15 protein-coding genes are annotated in these 15,919 nt (G+C 68.3%); 6 read left to right on the top strand and 9 right to left on the bottom strand.

What is annotated here, in order from left to right; genetic code table 11:
* Positions 1–28 precede the first annotated feature (28 nt).
* Both EKG36_RS11570 and EKG36_RS11575 read right to left on the bottom strand, forming a co-directional pair.
* Positions 29–1,696: a GMC family oxidoreductase gene (locus EKG36_RS11570; RefSeq protein ID WP_126484222.1), complete on the bottom strand. Its 1,668-nt coding sequence runs from the start codon at positions 1,694–1,696 to the stop codon at positions 29–31.
* 112 nt (positions 1,697–1,808) lie between these two features.
* Positions 1,809–3,320: a CoA-acylating methylmalonate-semialdehyde dehydrogenase gene (locus EKG36_RS11575; RefSeq protein ID WP_126484224.1), complete on the bottom strand. Its 1,512-nt coding sequence runs from the start codon at positions 3,318–3,320 to the stop codon at positions 1,809–1,811.
* Positions 3,321–3,492: 172 nt separating this feature from the next.
* Here EKG36_RS11575 and EKG36_RS11580 point away from each other — a divergent pair, with 172 nt between their 5' ends.
* On the top strand, positions 3,493–4,401 hold the full coding sequence (locus EKG36_RS11580) for a LysR family transcriptional regulator (RefSeq protein ID WP_126484226.1): 909 nt from the start codon (positions 3,493–3,495) through the stop codon (positions 4,399–4,401).
* A 6-nt stretch (positions 4,402–4,407) separates the two neighbouring features.
* Here the strand turns inward: EKG36_RS11580 and EKG36_RS11585 are convergent, their stop codons facing one another.
* Entirely contained in the window at positions 4,408–5,007 is a 600-nt protein-coding gene (locus tag EKG36_RS11585) for a CBS domain-containing protein (RefSeq protein ID WP_126484228.1), read from the bottom strand.
* Positions 5,008–5,209: 202 nt separating this feature from the next.
* Between EKG36_RS11585 and EKG36_RS11590 the strand changes: the two genes are divergently transcribed.
* The gene (locus EKG36_RS11590; protein ID WP_126484230.1) at positions 5,210–6,850 is read left to right on the top strand and encodes an FMN-binding glutamate synthase family protein; all 1,641 of its coding nucleotides are present in this window, start codon (positions 5,210–5,212) and stop codon (positions 6,848–6,850) included.
* Between the two features lie 270 nt (positions 6,851–7,120).
* Entirely contained in the window at positions 7,121–7,693 is a 573-nt protein-coding gene (gene mntP, locus EKG36_RS11595; RefSeq protein WP_126484232.1) for a manganese efflux pump MntP, read from the top strand.
* A 7-nt stretch (positions 7,694–7,700) separates the two neighbouring features.
* Here mntP and EKG36_RS11600 read toward each other — a convergent pair whose 3' ends face one another.
* Positions 7,701–8,627, bottom strand: a complete 927-nt coding sequence (locus tag EKG36_RS11600; protein WP_126484234.1) for a cation diffusion facilitator family transporter — start codon at positions 8,625–8,627, stop codon at positions 7,701–7,703.
* A 164-nt stretch (positions 8,628–8,791) separates the two neighbouring features.
* On the opposite strand from EKG36_RS11600, the gene EKG36_RS11605 reads away from it, so the two are divergent.
* On the top strand, positions 8,792–9,319 hold the full coding sequence (locus EKG36_RS11605) for an HPP family protein (protein ID WP_126484236.1): 528 nt from the start codon (positions 8,792–8,794) through the stop codon (positions 9,317–9,319).
* A gap of 304 nt (positions 9,320–9,623) precedes the next feature.
* On the top strand, positions 9,624–11,561 hold the full coding sequence (locus EKG36_RS11610; protein WP_126484238.1) for a metallophosphoesterase family protein: 1,938 nt from the start codon (positions 9,624–9,626) through the stop codon (positions 11,559–11,561).
* A gap of 28 nt (positions 11,562–11,589) precedes the next feature.
* Here EKG36_RS11610 and EKG36_RS11615 read toward each other — a convergent pair whose 3' ends face one another.
* The 5 genes from EKG36_RS11615 to EKG36_RS11635 all read right to left on the bottom strand — a co-directional run bounded on the left by EKG36_RS11615 (position 11,590) and on the right by EKG36_RS11635 (position 15,128).
* Positions 11,590–12,777 carry an App1 family protein phosphatidate phosphatase gene (locus EKG36_RS11615; RefSeq protein WP_425459586.1) on the bottom strand — a complete coding sequence of 396 codons (1,188 nt, stop codon included), beginning with the start codon at positions 12,775–12,777 and terminating at the stop codon, positions 11,590–11,592.
* Between the two features lie 72 nt (positions 12,778–12,849).
* Positions 12,850–13,413, bottom strand: coding sequence for a type 1 glutamine amidotransferase domain-containing protein (locus tag EKG36_RS11620; RefSeq protein WP_126484242.1), 564 nt, complete (start codon positions 13,411–13,413; stop codon positions 12,850–12,852).
* 123 nt (positions 13,414–13,536) lie between these two features.
* Complete coding sequence (locus EKG36_RS11625; protein ID WP_126484244.1) at positions 13,537–14,007, bottom strand: phosphatidylglycerophosphatase A family protein; 471 nt, start codon at positions 14,005–14,007, stop codon at positions 13,537–13,539.
* 13 nt (positions 14,008–14,020) lie between these two features.
* Positions 14,021–14,599: an NnrU family protein gene (locus EKG36_RS11630; protein WP_126484246.1), complete on the bottom strand. Its 579-nt coding sequence runs from the start codon at positions 14,597–14,599 to the stop codon at positions 14,021–14,023.
* Between the two features lie 88 nt (positions 14,600–14,687).
* The gene (locus tag EKG36_RS11635; RefSeq protein WP_126484248.1) at positions 14,688–15,128 is read right to left on the bottom strand and encodes a YtoQ family protein; all 441 of its coding nucleotides are present in this window, start codon (positions 15,126–15,128) and stop codon (positions 14,688–14,690) included.
* 180 nt (positions 15,129–15,308) lie between these two features.
* Between EKG36_RS11635 and EKG36_RS11640 the strand changes: the two genes are divergently transcribed.
* Positions 15,309–15,899: a gamma-glutamylcyclotransferase gene (locus EKG36_RS11640; RefSeq protein WP_126484250.1), complete on the top strand. Its 591-nt coding sequence runs from the start codon at positions 15,309–15,311 to the stop codon at positions 15,897–15,899.
* The last annotated feature ends 20 nt before the right edge of the window (positions 15,900–15,919 follow it).

A 15,919-nucleotide genomic window follows, 5' to 3' on the forward strand; every position in this document is an offset into this window, starting at 1 on the left:
CAAACACTATTTTCGACAGATGACAGCATCATGACGCCCGACCGAGGATCCACCCCGCCGCCTTCTCCGCGATCATCAGGGTCGGGGAGTTGGTGTTGCCACTGGTGATGGTGGGCATGATGCTGGCATCGACGACCCTCAGGCCCTGGATGCCTCTGACGCGAAGCTGGGAGTCCACGACCGCCATGGGATCGTCAGCCCGGCCCATCCGTGCGGTGCCCACCGGGTGGAAGATGGTGGTACCGATGTCACCCGCCAGCCGCACGAGGTCCTCGTCGCTCTGGTACTGCACGCCAGGCTTGACTTCCTCGGGCTGGTACTTGGCGAACGCCGGCTGGCCGGCGATGCGCCGGGTGACCCGCAGCGAGTCAGCGGCCACCTGTCGGTCCTCGGGGGTGCTCAGGTAGTTGGGCGAGATGGCCGGGGCCTGGCGAGGATCGCGGCTCTTGATGCGCACCGTGCCGCGGCTGGTGGGGTTGAGGTTGCAGACGCTCGCGGTGATCGCCGGGAAGTCGTGCAACGGCTGGCCGAAGGCCTCGAGGCTCAGCGGCTGGACGTGGTACTCGAGATTGGGATGCTCGTAGGCCTCGGAGCTGCGCGTGAAGGCACACAGCTGTGACGGTGCCATGCTCATGGGCCCGGATCGCCTCAAGGCATATTCCAGCCCAATCCTGGCCTTGCCCATCAGCGAGCTGGCCATGGTGTTGAGGGTGTTGGCTCCCTTGACCTGGTAGATCGAGCGAATCTGCAGGTGATCCTGCAGATTCTCGCCCACCCCGGGCAGCGCGGCTACCACGGGAATGTCGTGTTCAGCGAGCAATTCCGCCGGACCGACCCCGGAGAGCTGCAGCAGCTGGGGGGAGCCGATCGCGCCCGCGGAGAGGATCACTTCCCGTGCCGCCCTGGCCATCGCCACCTCGCCGGCCCGCTGGACCTTCACGCCGCAACAGCGGGGTTCCCCAGTCTCGCTCTTCTCGAACTCGAGCCCCAGCACCTGGGTCGAGTGCCAGAGGGTCAGGTTGGAGCGTTTTTCCACCCCGCGCAGGAACGCCTTGGACGTGTTCCAGCGCCAGCCGGAGCGCTGGTTGACCTCGAAGTAGTCGACGCCCTCGTTGTCGCCGCGGTTGAAGTCCCGCGTGCGCGGGATGCCCGCTTCCACGGCAGCGGTGGCAAAGTCATCCAGCACCTGCCACTTCAGGCGCTGCTTCTCGATGCGCCACTCACCTCCGTGACCGTGGTAATCGCGGTGGGCGGCATCCGCATCGCCCCCTCGGTCGAGGCGATAGTGATCCTCGTGGCGCATGAAGTCGGGCAGGCAGTTATCCCAGCGCCAGGCGTCGTCGCCGGTCAGCTCGGCCCAGCCGTCGTAGTCGCGGGCCTGGCCGCGCATGTAGAGCATGCCATTGATGCTGGAGCAGCCACCGAGTGTCTTGCCACGTGGAAAGATCAGCGAGCGGCCGTTCAGCCCGGGATCGGCCTCGGTTCGGAACCGCCAGTCGGTGCGCGGATTGTCGATGCAGTAGAGGTAGCCCACGGGAATATGAATCCAGTGGTAGTTGTCGCGCCCCCCCGCCTCGATCAACAGCACCCGATTGGCCGGATCTGCGCTCAGGCGGTTGGCGAGCAGGCAGCCGGCAGTGCCGGCGCCCACCACGATATAGTCGAAGACTTGGCTATTGTTGGTCTGTTCAGCCATGACATGCACTCGTTGGGGATGCCGGCCGTACCGCTGGCGAAGCTGCGGTATTCGGTCAGCGGGCGGCTACCCGCTGACCGGCCAGCATGCCTGTCGGTCGTTGGAGGAGACGTTACTTGGCGGTCGGCATGACGAATTCGGCACCGCCATCGATGGAATCCGACCAGCGCTGCATGATCGACTTCTGCTTGGTGTAGAAGCGTACCCCCTCTTCGCCATAAGCATGGGTATCGCCGAACATCGAGCGCTTCCAGCCGCCGAAGCCGTGCCAGGCCATGGGCACCGGGATCGGCACGTTGATACCCACCATGCCTACCTGGATGCGGCGGCCGAACTCCCGGGCCACACTGCCGCTCTCGGTGAAGCAGCTCACGCCGTTGCCGAACTCATGATCGTTGATCAGCTGGATCGCCGTGGCGATGTCCGGGACCCGCACGCAGGCCAGCACCGGGCCGAAGATCTCCTCCCGGTAGATGGTCATCTCCGGCGTGACGTGATCGAACAGGGAGCCGCCCATCCAGAAGCCCTCGGCGCAGCCGTCCCCGGTCGAGGCCGGGTCGAAGTCACGCCCGTCCACCACCAGCTCAGCCCCCTCGGCCACCCCCTTCTCGATGTAGCCGGTGATGCGCTGGTGGGCCTGCGCGGTCACGATGGGCCCCATCTCGGCATCCAGCTCCAGGCCGTTTTTCACCTTCAGTGCCCGGGCCCGCTCCGCCAGGCGCGGCACGATGGTGTCGGCCACATCGCCGACCAGCACCGCCACGCTGATCGCCATGCAGCGCTCGCCGGCCGAGCCGTAGGCCGCCCCGATCAGGGCGTCGACGGCCTTGTCGAGGTTGGCGTCGGGCATCACCACCATGTGGTTCTTGGCGCCGCCGAGGGCCTGGACGCGCTTGCCGTGGCGCGCACCACGCTCATAGATCAGGTTGGCGATCGGGGTGGAGCCCACGAAGGAGAGCGCCTTGACGTCGGGATGGTCGATCAGCGCCTCCACCGAGTCCTTGTCCCCCTGCACCACATTGAAGACGCCATCCGGCAGGCCCGCTTGCTTGAGCAGGTCGGCGATCAGCAGCGAGGCGCTGGGATCCAGCGGGCTGGGCTTGAGGATGAAACTGTTACCGGCGGCAATGGCCAGCGGGAACATCCACATCGGCACCATGGCCGGGAAGTTGAAGGGGGTGATGCCGGCGACCACGCCCAGCGGCTGGCGCGTGGTCCAGTTGTCGATGCCGGTGCTGACCTGTTCGGTGTAGTCGCCCTTGAGCAGCTGCGGAATGCCACAGGCAAACTCGACGATATCGATGCCACGAGCCACCTCGCCCTGGGCATCGGTGAATACCTTGCCGTGCTCCCGGGTGATCGCTTCGGCCAGCTCGTCCTTGTGGGCATTGAGCAGCTCAAGGAACTTGAACATCACCCGGGCACGGCGGATCGGCGGGGTGTCGGCCCACGCCGGGAAGGCGGACCGCGCAGAGGCCACGGCCGTGTCCACATCCGCCTGGGACGCCAACGCCACCTGGCCCGTCACCTGGCCGGTGGCCGGATTGAACACCTCCTGGGTCGTGTTGGATTCCCCGGCTGTCATTTGCCCATTGATATAATGCTGGATGCTAGCGTTGCTCATGGCCGCCTCGTCTTGTCGTTGATCAGATCATCGCCAGGAGCATGATTGCCTGCCCTGAAACGGATGCCATGGGCACCAAGATAGCGGGATCGTCACCATGATCAATTGAGAAATCCCTAAGCGTGATATAATTTTTACAAATATCTAAAGGGGCAGGAGGGGGTACGCCACCATGCAGGACCTTCAGAACCTGCGCGCCTTCGTCAGCGTGGCGCGGGAAGGCAGCGTCTCCCGTGCCGCCGAGCGCCTGCACCTGACCCAGCCCGCGGTCAGTCTCAAGCTCAAGCAGTTTCAGGAGAACCTTGGCCTGACCCTGTTCCGTCGTCGCCCCCAGGGGCTGTCATTGACCGAGGATGGTCACGCCCTGCTGCCTGCCGCCGAGAAGGCACTGGCCGCCATGGCGGCCTTCGATCAGAACGCCCGGGCGTTGCACAGCACGCTGCGCGGACGCCTGAAGATCGGCACCATCGTGGATCCGGAATTCATTCGCCTGGGGGGCTTCCTGCACCGCCTGGTGGAACGTGCGCCCCAGCTCGAGACCGAGCTGCAACACGGCATGAGCGGCAGCGTGATGGACTGGATCCGCCGCCGCGAGCTGGATGTCGGCTTCTATCTTGCCGCTCCAGGCGAGGGACCGGGCCCCTGGGCGGCGGAGATCGCCCATCGCGAGTTGACCCATTTCCACTATCACGTGATCGCTCCGGCCGGTTGGGGAAACCGCCTGGGGGGAGCCGATTGGAAAAGCCTGGCCCGCCTGCCGTGGATCACCACGCCAGTGAATTCCGTCCACCATCGCCTGCTGCATGGCGCCCTCGATCCCTTGGGAGTGGCCCCCAACGGCGTGGCTCAGGTGGATCAGGAAGCCTGCATGCTGGACCTGGTGCGTGCCGGAGTGGGGCTCAGCCTGGCCAGGGATGCCCTGGCCATGGCCGAGCGCCAGGAGCGAGGCCTGGAAGTGGTCGAAGACATCCGCCTGCCCTGCGCGCTGAGCTTCATCTGGCGCCGGGACCGCGGCGAGGAGGCGGTGATTGCCGAGGCCCTGGAGGTACTCGCCAGCGTCTGGGGCCCTCCGGCGGACTGAAAGCGATCAGAGGTCGTGTCCCAGCACCACGCGGCAGATATCGGCGAAGCTTCGCGCCTCGGGGACGGTCGACATGTCGGTTCCCAGCGCCCGGCCGATATCGGCGGCCGAGATCACGCCGCGGATCTGCAGGCCATGGCGGCGATCCCGCTCGGTGACCAGCAGGTGCTGGTCGCCGAAGCTCTCGAGGTCGCGCATCAGCTGGCCGATGGTCAGGTTGGCCAGCCGCTCCATGGACAGGGCCCGCAGCTCCTGGCACGGAGTCTGTACCATGCCAGCGGTCACCTCGGCGCGCGGCAGGGCGCGGTTCTGCATGGCCTGGGTGGTGCGCCGGCCGCCGATCACCTCGCGGGCGGTGAGCACTCCCAGACAACGTTTCAGGTCGTCGACGACCAGCAGCAGGCGCACACCGCCGTGCTGCATCACCTTGCGGGCATCGAGGATCGGAGTGTCGACCGAGATGGTCAGCGGCGGGGTGAGGGAAAAATCGGTCAGCACCGTCAGCGCCGGGCTGTCGGGGGACAGGCGCGTGCGCACCGGCTTGACGATGAGCGGATGGCCGCTGAGGGCCTCCAGGCGCTCGGGGGAGGAAGTCAGGGTTGTCATGGTCACTACTCCTTTGCGGTGGCGGGCCGGACGTTCTTGGCGGCGTCCGTATCCCGACTCCCATCCTTGGGCCCGCCACCTTAAGGAATCCTTAATGGCGGGCCACGATCCTCGACGGCTCCGGCCACGCCTGAGCGCCCGCGTTTGACAGCCGCCTGGCCGGCACATGCAATGGCAAAGACCCATCCGCAAGGAGTGCGACATGCATCGACTGCCCCGCCGCTATGCTAGCTATGTCCTCAGCCTGCTGGGGCTCGCCGTCAGCCTGACCGGCCTGGCCAGCGCCCCATCCTGGAGCTGGGGCCTGGGGGCGCTGGCCTTCGGCGGGCTGACCGCCCTGGGCACCCACGACCTGTTGCAGCGCCGTCACACGATCAGTCGCAACTATCCGATCACGGCCCACTTGCGCTACCTGCTGGAGTCCTTCGGTCCCGAGATCCGCCAGTACTTCATCCAGCGCGACACCGAAGAGGTGCCCTTCTCCCGGGAACAGCGCAGCCTGGCGTACCGGCGCGCCAAGGGGACCCTCGACAAGCAGCCCTTCGGCTCACTGCGTGACATGCAGGCCCCGGGCTACGAATGGATCAACCACTCCCTGGCCCCGGCGCCCATCGGCGACCACGACTTCCGGGTGACGGTCGGCGCCGGCCGCCTCCGGCCCTATGCCGCCAGCGTCCTCAATATCTCGGCGATGAGCTTCGGCGCCCTCTCGGCCAACGCCATCAGCGCCCTCAACGACGGGGCCCGGCGAGGCGGCTTCTACCACGACACCGGCGAAGGCGGCATCTCCCCCTACCACCGGCGCGGCGGCGACCTGGTCTGGGAGATCGGCTCCGGATACTTCGGCTGCCGGGACAGCGACGGCCGCTTCGACGCCGAACGTTTCCGCGACGCCGCCATTACGGACGCGGTGAAGATGATCGAGATCAAGCTCTCCCAGGGCGCCAAGCCGGGCCATGGCGGCATCCTGCCCGGCGCCAAGGTCACCGCCGAGATCGCCGCGACCCGCGGCGTGCCGACCGGCCAGGATGTGGTCTCCCCCGCGGCCCACAGCGCCTTCGCCACGCCCCGGGAGCTGATCGGCTTCATCCAGCGCCTGCGCGAGCTATCGGGGGGCAAGCCGGTGGGTATCAAGCTGGCCATCGGCCACCCCTGGGAATGGTTCGCCGTGGTCAAGGCCATGCTGGCGGAAGGCGAGCACCCCGACTTCGTGGTGGTGGACGGCGGTCAGGGCGGCACCGGGGCCGCCCCGCTGGAGTTCGTCAACCGCCTGGGCATGCCGCTCACCGATGCCCTGCTGCTGGTCCACAACACCCTGGTGGGCGCCGGCCTGCGCGAGCGGGTCCATGTCGGCGCCTCCGGCAAGGTGATCAGCGCCTTCGATATCGCCCGGACCCTGGCGCTGGGCGCCGACTGGTGCAATTCCGCCCGGGGCTTCATGTTCTCGCTGGGCTGTATCCAGGCCCGAACCTGCCATACCGACCGCTGCCCCAGCGGGGTCGCCACCCAGAACCGCCTGCGCGGCAGCCGGCTGGACATCCCGCTCAAGGCCGAGCGGGTCGCTCGCTTCCATGGCCGCACCCTCGAGGCCCTGGCCGAGATGCTCTCCGCCGCGGGGCTCGCTCACCCCGGCGATCTCGGCCCCGAACACGTCATCCGGCGAGTGTCCCGCCATGAGGTGAGAAGCCTGGCCACGCTGTTCGACTTCCTTGCCCCGAACGAGCTCAACGAGGGCGGCGCCTGCCGCCACGCCGTGTTCAACGACTACTGGGATGACGCCGACGCGGACAGCTTCGCGCCGCCCGCCTCGGTGGTGCGCCTGCGCCAGAGCAAGCTCGTGTAGGCGACCATGACGGGGATGCGTGCGCCCCGCCAAGCTGATAGGCTTTGCCGATCGTTGGCATGGCTCGAGACTATCACCGCGGTCATGCCCACCCTACCCTCGTTGGGGAGTAGCCGGCTCGCACCGCGCGTGCGAGAGCGCCTGTCAACATAGTCGGCCAGATGCCGTGGCAGGGGCGCCTTCGGGTTGGCGAGACCATCGACGGTACGACGCCCGTGGCCGGGCGCGTCGTGCCGTCGTGGTGAATCGCCCGGCCTGGATGCTGAACCGATGACGCTGCTTTCTACCACCCTGCTGGCCTTCTCCATGTCCACCGATGCCTTTGCCGCCGCCATCGGCAAGGGAGCGATGATCGACCACCCGCGCTTTCGCGAGGCCCTGCGCACCGGCCTGATCTTCGGCGTGGTCGAGGGCCTGACCCCGCTGCTCGGGTGGGCCATCGGCCTCGGGGCCTCCCACTATATCCAGGCCTGGGATCACTGGGTGGTGTTCATCCTGCTGCTCGCCCTGGGTGTCCGCATGATCCGGGGGGGACTGTCGGCGCCCGACGTGGAGGAAGAAGCTGCCTCCCCGCGTCGGCATGCCTGGTGGCTGGTCGCCGCCACCGCGGTGATCACCAGCATCGACGCCCTGACCGTGGGCATCGGGCTGGCTTTTCTGGAAACGAACATCCTGCTCACCGCCCTGGCGATCGGCCTGGCGACCACCCTGATGGCAACCCTCGGGGTGATGCTGGGCCGCCGCCTCGGCGTGCTGATCGGCCAGCGGGCGGAGGTGCTGGGCGGGGTGATCCTGATCGGCATCGGCACCACCATCCTCACCCAGCACCTGAGCCTCTGGTAGGCCCGCCTCAGTGGCGGTGGCGAGGCGGCTCGCTGTGCTCGCAGGCGCCCGCGTCGGCACAGCGGTCGCCGGACTCGAGCTGGATGGTGGCGTGCTCGATGTCGAAGCGCTCGAGCAGCACCGCCTTGATCGCCACCAGGGTCTGCTCCCGATCGGCATCTTCCTCGAGGGCGGCATGCAGCGACAGCAGGTGGCGCCCCGGGGTCAGCGACCACGCATGCACGTGGTGGACGTCGCGCACCTCCGCCAGGCGCTCGGGGATCTCCCGTGCGATGCGGCCCACGTCCACCTCGTCCGGCGTGCCTTCCAGGAGGATATGCCCCGACTCCCGGGTCAGCCGCCAGGCGCTGCGCAGGATCAGCGCCGCCACCAGCAGCGAGAGCAGCGGGTCGATGGGCACCCAGCCGGTGGCCAGGATCACCAGGGCGGCGACGATGGCCGCCACCGAGCCCAGCAGGTCGCCGAGCACGTGCAGCGCGGCCCCTCGCACGTTGAGGTTGTCGCGATCCCCCAGGTGGAGGATCAGGAACACCACCAGGTTGACCACCAGCCCCAGGCCGGCGATCACCAGCATGGTGCCCCCCGCCACCGCCAGCGGAGAGACCAGGCGACGGATGGCCTCGACGGTGATCCAGACGACGATGGCGATCAGCGTCAGGCCATTGACGAAGGCCGCCAGGATCTGCACCCGGTGGTAGCCGAAGGTGCGCTGGGCATCGGCGGGACGTCGGCTGATCCGCGCGGCGAACCAGGCCAGCGTCAGGGCCGCGGTGTCGGTGAGCATGTGCCCGGCATCGGCGAGCAGCGCCAGGGAGCCGGACAGGATCCCCCCCACCACCTCGGCCACCATGAAGCCGCCGGTGAGCAGGATGGCCCAGGCCAGGCGTCGCTGGCTGTCTCCTGGATGATGGTGATGGCCGTGACCGTGCCCCACTGGACTCGCTCCCTCTGCCTGACAGGGAATCAGCCTACCACGGCGCCGGGTGCCCCGCGCCAGCCACGGTGGGGAGACGGTGCGACCGGCGGGCCGTTGCAGCGTGGCGCCGACCTTGTCAGAATCCTTATTCCCCTGAAGATATACTAACGATACTTTTTATAATGAAAACGTATTTCGCCAAGATGCGCGGCACCCGCACCCGCCGTGGCACCGTGGACTGGCGCGATGCCAGCTGGTCGTGGCTGGGTGCCTTCACCGGCATGAGCGCCGTGACCTTCCTGGGTGATCACTGGCTTTCCCAGCAACTGCTGATCGTCGGTTCCTTCGGCGCCACCTCGGTGCTGATCTACGCTGCCCCGGAGAGCCCCTTCGCGCAGCCCCGCAACGTCCTGTTCGGCAGTCTGCTCTCGGCCCTGCTGGGCGTGGCCTGCTTCCAGCTGCTGGGGGCGACGGCCCTGGCCGTCGTCCTGGCCGTGTCCCTGGCAGTACTGGTGATGCAGCTGACCCATACGGTGCACCCTCCGGGGGCCGCGGCCGCCCTGATCGCGGTGATCGGTGGCCCCGATATCCATGCCCTGGGCTGGTGGTTCCCGCTGATCCCGGTGGGCCTGGGCTGCGCGGTGATGGTGCTGGTGGCCATCCTGGTCAACAACCTCGCCCGCCACCGCCGCTATCCGCTGCAGTGGTAGCCCGCCAGGGCTCCAGCGGCCGAGCACCTCCGGGGCGACGCCCCCCCATGACAGGGAGGCGGGAACGGCGTCCGGCACTGTCCACTCTGCCCGACCATGACGGCTGGACCACGCATCAGACGGCCCCCTGCCGTCCGGCGCCCGCGGGGCAGCGGGATCGGGATACCCTCGCCGATCCGGCTGTTGCCGGCAGGAGACTCCCGGGCGGGGGGGCATCTCGACTACCATGGCAGGAGGTGGCGGTCGGTCCCCGGCCCATGCCTCGCCTTTTCGCCGGACAACACAAGGACGCTGCAGATCGACAATGACGTCTCCCGACATCCCCAATGAGTCGCTACCCGATGTGCTCGCCGGCCCCCTGCTGCGTCGCCTCTCGCCGGAGCGCCTGCGGATCTGGCTGGTGGCCAGCCGTCCGCTGGCCCTCAAGCTTTTCCTGCACCCCGAGGGCCATGGCCCCCGGCGGCTGACGCTGGGCGGCGATCGCCTGCGCTGCCTGCCGCTCGGCCGGCACGCCCACCTGCACCTGATCGACCTGACCCTGGAAACCCCCTTGCCGCTGGGGGTGCGCATCGACTACGACCTGCGCATCGTCGACGACCAGGGGGACGCCGGCATCGCCGACTGGGCGCCGCACCTGCTGCACGCGGGCGCCCGGCGACCGGCCTTCGTGCTCTGCGACGGGCACCACCGGCTGCTCCACGGCTCCTGCCGGCGCCCCCACCATGACGGCCCTGATGGCCTGGTGCGCGCCGATGCGTGGCTCGCCGAGCGCCGTGATACGCCCGAGGCATGGCCGTCCTGGCTGCTGATGACCGGCGACCAGATCTACGCCGACGATGTCGCCGGCCCCATGCTGGTAGCGATCCACGCGCTGATCCGACGGCTGGGCCTGTTCGACGAGTCCCTGGAGGGGGCCACCGTGGCCGACAGCCAGGCACTCTATGCGGCCGAGGCGACCTACTACCAGCGCGAAGCACTGCTGCCCGACATGACCAGCAGCGCCGACCTGCGCGAACGCTTCTTCGGCGGGGTCAAAAAGCCGGTCTTCACCTCGGCCAACGCCCACAACCACCTGATGACCTTCGGCGAGATCATCGCCATGTACCTGCTGGTGTGGTCACCCACCCCCTGGCGCCTGGTGGAGGTGACGGCGCCCTCCCTGGGCGACGAGAACGCCGCAACCTTCGCGACGGAGCAGGCGGTCATCGAGCGCTTCGTCGAGGGCCTGCCCGCCGCCGCCCGTCTGCTCGCCCACCTGCCGTCGCTGATGATCTTCGACGACCACGACATCACCGATGACTGGAACCTCACCGCGGCCTGGGAGCAGACCGCCTACGACCACCCCTTCTCGCGGCGCATCATCGGCAACGCCCTGCTGGGCTACCTGCTCTGCCAGGGCTGGGGCAACGACCCGGATCGCCTGGCCACGTCGCTGGATGAGGTCGCCGCGCTGCTGGAAGGCGCGATGCCGGGGGGCTGGCTGACCGCCGAGGAACAGGACACCTGCATCCAGCACCTGCTGCGCTTCGAGGGCTGGGAGTTCCAGGTCCCGGGCCCGCCCAAGCTGGTGGTGCTGGACACCCGTACCCGGCGCTGGCGCAGCGAGCGCAACCCGCGCCGCCCCTCCGGGCTGATGGACTGGGAGGCGCTCTCGGACTTCCAGCAGGAGTTGCTGGACGCGCCCTCGGTGATCATCGTCTCGGCGGCACCGATGTTCGGCGTCAAGCTGATCGAGGCCATCCAGAAGCTCTTCACCCTGGCCGGCAAGCCGCTGCTGGTGGATGCCGAAAACTGGATGGCCCACCGCGGCGCGGCCAGCGTGATGCTCAACATCTTCCGCCACTCGCGCACGCCGGGGCATTACGTGATTCTCTCCGGCGACGTACACTACTCCTTCGCCTACGACATCCGCATCCGCCAGCGCCGCCAGGGCCCCCAGCTCTGGCAGATCACCTCGAGCGGCATCAAGAATGCCTTTCCCGACACCCTGCTGGACTGGTTCGATCGAGCCAACCGCTGGCTCTATGCGCCGCGCTCGCCGCTCAACTGGTTCACGAAGCGCCGGCGCATGCGCATCCGCCCGCGCGACCCGGATCGGGCCCGGGCCGGCGAACGCCTCTGGAACGGGGCCGGCATCGGCCTGGTGGAGCTGGATGACCAGGGCCGTCCCAGCCGGATTGCCCAGCTCGATGCCCGCGGCTTCGACGTGGAGTTTCCCCCGCCGCCGCCAGGACGCGACTGACCCCGGGCGCGCCCCGCGACGCGGCGAACTATGCTTGCGCCACCGCCCGGCGCACCGCCGTCAGGCCGGCGGTCGAGACCAGCCCCAGGTCATGGGCATGCGCCGCCATCTCGGCACTGTCGTCGGTGAGCACCAGGTGACAACCGTCCTCGGCGACCTCGCGCGCCAGCCGGGCAATCTCGTCGTCCCGTGCCGACGCGCGGTGCACATGGCGGATGTAGATGGCTTTCACGCGCCCGGGGTGCTCACGCACCACCCGGGCATAGGTCTCCGGGTCATGCTGCCCGCTGTCGCCGATCAGCACCAGCGGCTGTCGTGCATAGAGCGCCAGCATCTGCTCGATCAGCCGGTACTTGTGCTCCCTGGCCCGCCGCGGGAGCGGACGCTGCAACGTGAGTCCCCATTCACGCAGGAAGAGGATGGGGCCGATGGGAATGCGGTTGCGCTGGAAGAACTCCTCCAGCACCTCGTAGAGCCCCCAGGGACCCCGCGAGACATACAGCATGGGCCGATAGCGATGCCCGTCGGCCCCGGCAAACAGGGCCCGGTAGAACTCGGCGACGCCGGCAAAGGCGGTGCGCTGGTGGGCCTGACGAAGGAAGAGCCGATACATCATCTTGAGCTTGTTGGCGACCCCGGTGCGCATGACGGTGTCGTCGATGTCGCTGATCACCACCAGGTCCAGGGTGGGCGGCGGCACGTAGATCTCGGCCTGCGAGCCGACGCTGTGCTCGCCACGGATGACGGCATCGAGTCGTCCCCGGTGCCAGATCCGCTCGGACACCAGGGGGGCCGCCAGCGCCATGTGGATATCGAAGTAGCCATCGCGGTCGGTGGTCACGGTCTGCCGCTGGCCGTGAAGCTCCAGGGTGACGGGAATCCCCTTGATGCCCCAGCGCAGGCCGCGTCGCAGCACGTCCAGCAGGTCCCGGCGGAGGGAGCCTTCCGGGGCCGACACGCCCAGGGGCAGCTGGCGGAATACTCGGCCCATCACCTCGACCCGCGTCGCGGCCCCATAGCCCCGGAAGGCATGGACCACGACGCCGCCCCGCCCCCGGTCACTCTTGACCGGCCGGGCGATGACCTTGAGGGCACGATGCAGCATCCGGCCGAGAGAGCGATGCGGGGCGCGCATGGCAGGGCTCCTGGGACGATTCCACGGGACGTATGCAGGACAGCCTGACAGCACAACGCCCGCGCCGTGAAGGGCAGGCATTGTGCGGCTCGCGCCCTGGGTCGTTCACGCCGCCCGGGGCGGGTGACGCCTCTGGCTCATGAGGTCCATGGTCTACGACGCCTGATCAGCGTGACGACCTTCCAGGATCTCCCCGACCAGGGTGTGGCAGAAGCGATCGAGGTCCCGGGGCTGGCGGCTGGTCACCAGGCCATGGTCGACCACGACCGGCTCGTCGACCCAGGACGCCCCGGCATTCTCGAGGTCCTGCTTCACCGAGGGGTAGGACGTCAGAGTGCGCCCCGTGACGACCCCGGCATTGATCAGGATCCAGGGAGCATGGCAGATGGCGGCCACCGGCTTGCCGGCCTCGACGAAATGGCGCACCAGCGCCAGGGCCCGTTCGTCCTGACGCAGGGCATCCGGGTTGAAGAGCCCGCCGGGCAGCACCAGCGCATGATAGTCGGTGGAGTTGGCCTCATCGAGGGACTTGTCGACCGCGTAGGTCTCCCCCCAGTTATCCTCGGCCCAGGCCCGAATGCCCTTGGCCTCGGGCGCGACGACTTCCACCACGATGCCCGGGGCATCCAGCTTGGCCTTGGGCACGGCCAGTTCCGACTCCTCGAAACCGTGAGTGGCCAGGATGGCGACGCGTTTGCCGTCGACCTGTTGGCTCATGCAGAACTCCTTGCAGTGGTTGTCACCTGACCCACCACGGGTCAGGTGACGCACTCCCCCACCCTTGGGGTCTGCGTCCGGGGCCACAAGCCCCTCTGGCGTAACGAAATGCATCCCGACACCTCAGCCAGGCTGGGGGCGACGCCAGAGGGCCAGGCCACCGGCCACCACCAGCCAGGCCATGGCCGCGGCCACGCTGTCGTCGAGCACGATGCCGACGCCCCCGGGGAGCGCCTCGGCCAGGGCCACTGGCAGCGGCTTGATGATATCGAAGCCCCGATAGACGACGAAGGCACCGAGCAGGGCAGCGGGATGGCGGGCCGCCGACAGCCCCAGGACCGCCAGGGGATAGGCGACGATCTCGTCGAGCACGATGCGTCCGTCGTCCTTGAAGCCCAGCACGACCGCGGCCTGGTGGCAGAGCGGCATCGCCGCCACCAGCAGCCCCGCCGCCAGAGCCAGTTGCGCGCGTCGAGCCCGGCCCAGCAGCCACCAGGCCAGCGGCAGGCCCAGCAACGAGCCGAAGGTCCCCGCGGCCAATGGGGCCAGGCCCAGGCCCAGGCCGGTGGCCAGCCACATCAGTGTCATTTCCATGATCGCGGGCCTCTCAGGCCGGCATCACCGGCACGCCGATCAGCACCCTGTGCAGCCAGAAGGCGAAGACGGCATAGGCGCCAACACCGATCACCAGGCTGGCGAGGGTGGCACTCATCGCGGGAGGCGCGGAAGCCGGCGCCGGCGCCGGACGACGGCGGGCGGCGCGGAAGTCGAGTACCGCCCACAGCAGGAAGGCACCGAAGAAGACGATATCGCCCAGCCGGCCGTTGGCCAGCAGGTGCGCCAGGGCCCACACCTTCACCCCCAGGATCATCGGGTGACCGAGCTTCGCCTTGAAATGGTTGCGCGGCACATAGGCCGCCACCAGCAGGATGAACGCCGGAATCATCAGCAGTGCCACCAGGTGGCGCATGGCCACTGGCGGCGTCCAGACGACCAGCGGGTCGAGGCGCATCAGGCCGAAGCCCCAGATCGCGATCCCCAGCCCCACCAGCGATGCCAGGCCGTAGAGCGCCTTCCAGCGTGCCTCGCCCCATTGGGCGATGCGTTCACGCCGCCAGTCGTCGGCGACGATGCGCACCGAGTGCACGCCGAGGAAGATCACGAGGCCGAGAATCATCACGGTCATGGGGGGAAGCTCCTTGAATCAGGGGGTTGTCGGACTCAAGGCAGCGTAGCCGCCGGGGCGGGTCGACACCAGCCCCGGGGCGAGAGGATCAGCCGCGGGTGACGTACTTGAGGATCTCCACCACCTCGGCCGGGGTGGTCGCCCAGGCCATGGCCGCGGCATCGACCTCCTTGAGCGGATGCACGATCTGTTCGCCGTGAAGGGTCACATAGGGCTTGCCCAGGGCGGCGCAGTAGCCGGCATCGAAGGCCGCATTCCACTGCTTGTACTGGTCGCCGAAGCGCACCACCACCAGGTCGCTTTGCTCGATCAACGTCTTGGTACGGATGGCATTGACCTTGGACGACTTGTGGTCGCGCCAGAAGCCCTCGCTCGACGGTCCCAGGTGGTCACCGGCCGCATCGCTGGCCGCGTGATCGGTGACCGGTGCGGTAAAGACGATATCCAGGCCGGCGGCCTCGGCACCGCGCTGGATCTCCTCACGCCAGTCGGTATGGATCTCGCCGGACAGGTAGACATGAAAGCTCATGGGGGCTCTCCTCGATAACGGTAGGGGCAAGCGTGGAAATCCATCTTACGCCATCCGTTTTTGTATACAAGAGCCGACTCGCCGGCCTGGGCTCGATCACCTTCGACAAGCTCGCCCCGACATCGCATCATGGGCGTTTGCCTGCTCCGACGGGCACGCACCGCCACATGGGCTCGACACATGGTCCTCGACACCACCCAGCGCAACCGACGCATGACCCACTTCGACGATCACGAGGCGATCTGGCTGTTCGGCTACGGCTCGCTGATCTGGAAGGCGGGCTTTGCCTACCTGGAACGCCGCCCGGCCCATATCCACGGCTGGGTCCGTCGTTTCTGGCAGGGCTCCCACGACCACCGCGGCACTCCCGAGGCCCCGGGACGGGTCGCCACCCTGCTGCCGAGGCCCGGTGCCGTCTGCCATGGCATGGCCTATCGCATCACCCCCGAGACCCTGCGCCCGCTGGACGTGCGCGAGAAGAACGGCTATCTGCGCGAGATCACGACCCTGCACTTCGCCGACGGCGACACCGCCCAGGGCCTGACCTATATCGCCACCGAGGACAACGCCGCCTTCCTGGGCGAGGCCGAGCCGGCGGCCATGGCCCGCCAGATCGCCGAGGCCCATGGCCCCAGCGGTCCCAACAGCGACTACCTGCTGCACCTCGCCGATGCCCTCGACGCCCTCGGCGTGGCGGACCCCCATGTGGCCGACCTGGCCCGGCGCGTGCGCGCTCACTCACCGACCGACGACAGGCCCCAGGCGCGTTGACGGCCGTCCCGCCGAAGTGA

Source organism: Halomonas nitroreducens (assembly GCF_003966155.1).
Classification (GTDB): Bacteria; Pseudomonadota; Gammaproteobacteria; order Pseudomonadales; family Halomonadaceae; genus Halomonas; species Halomonas nitroreducens.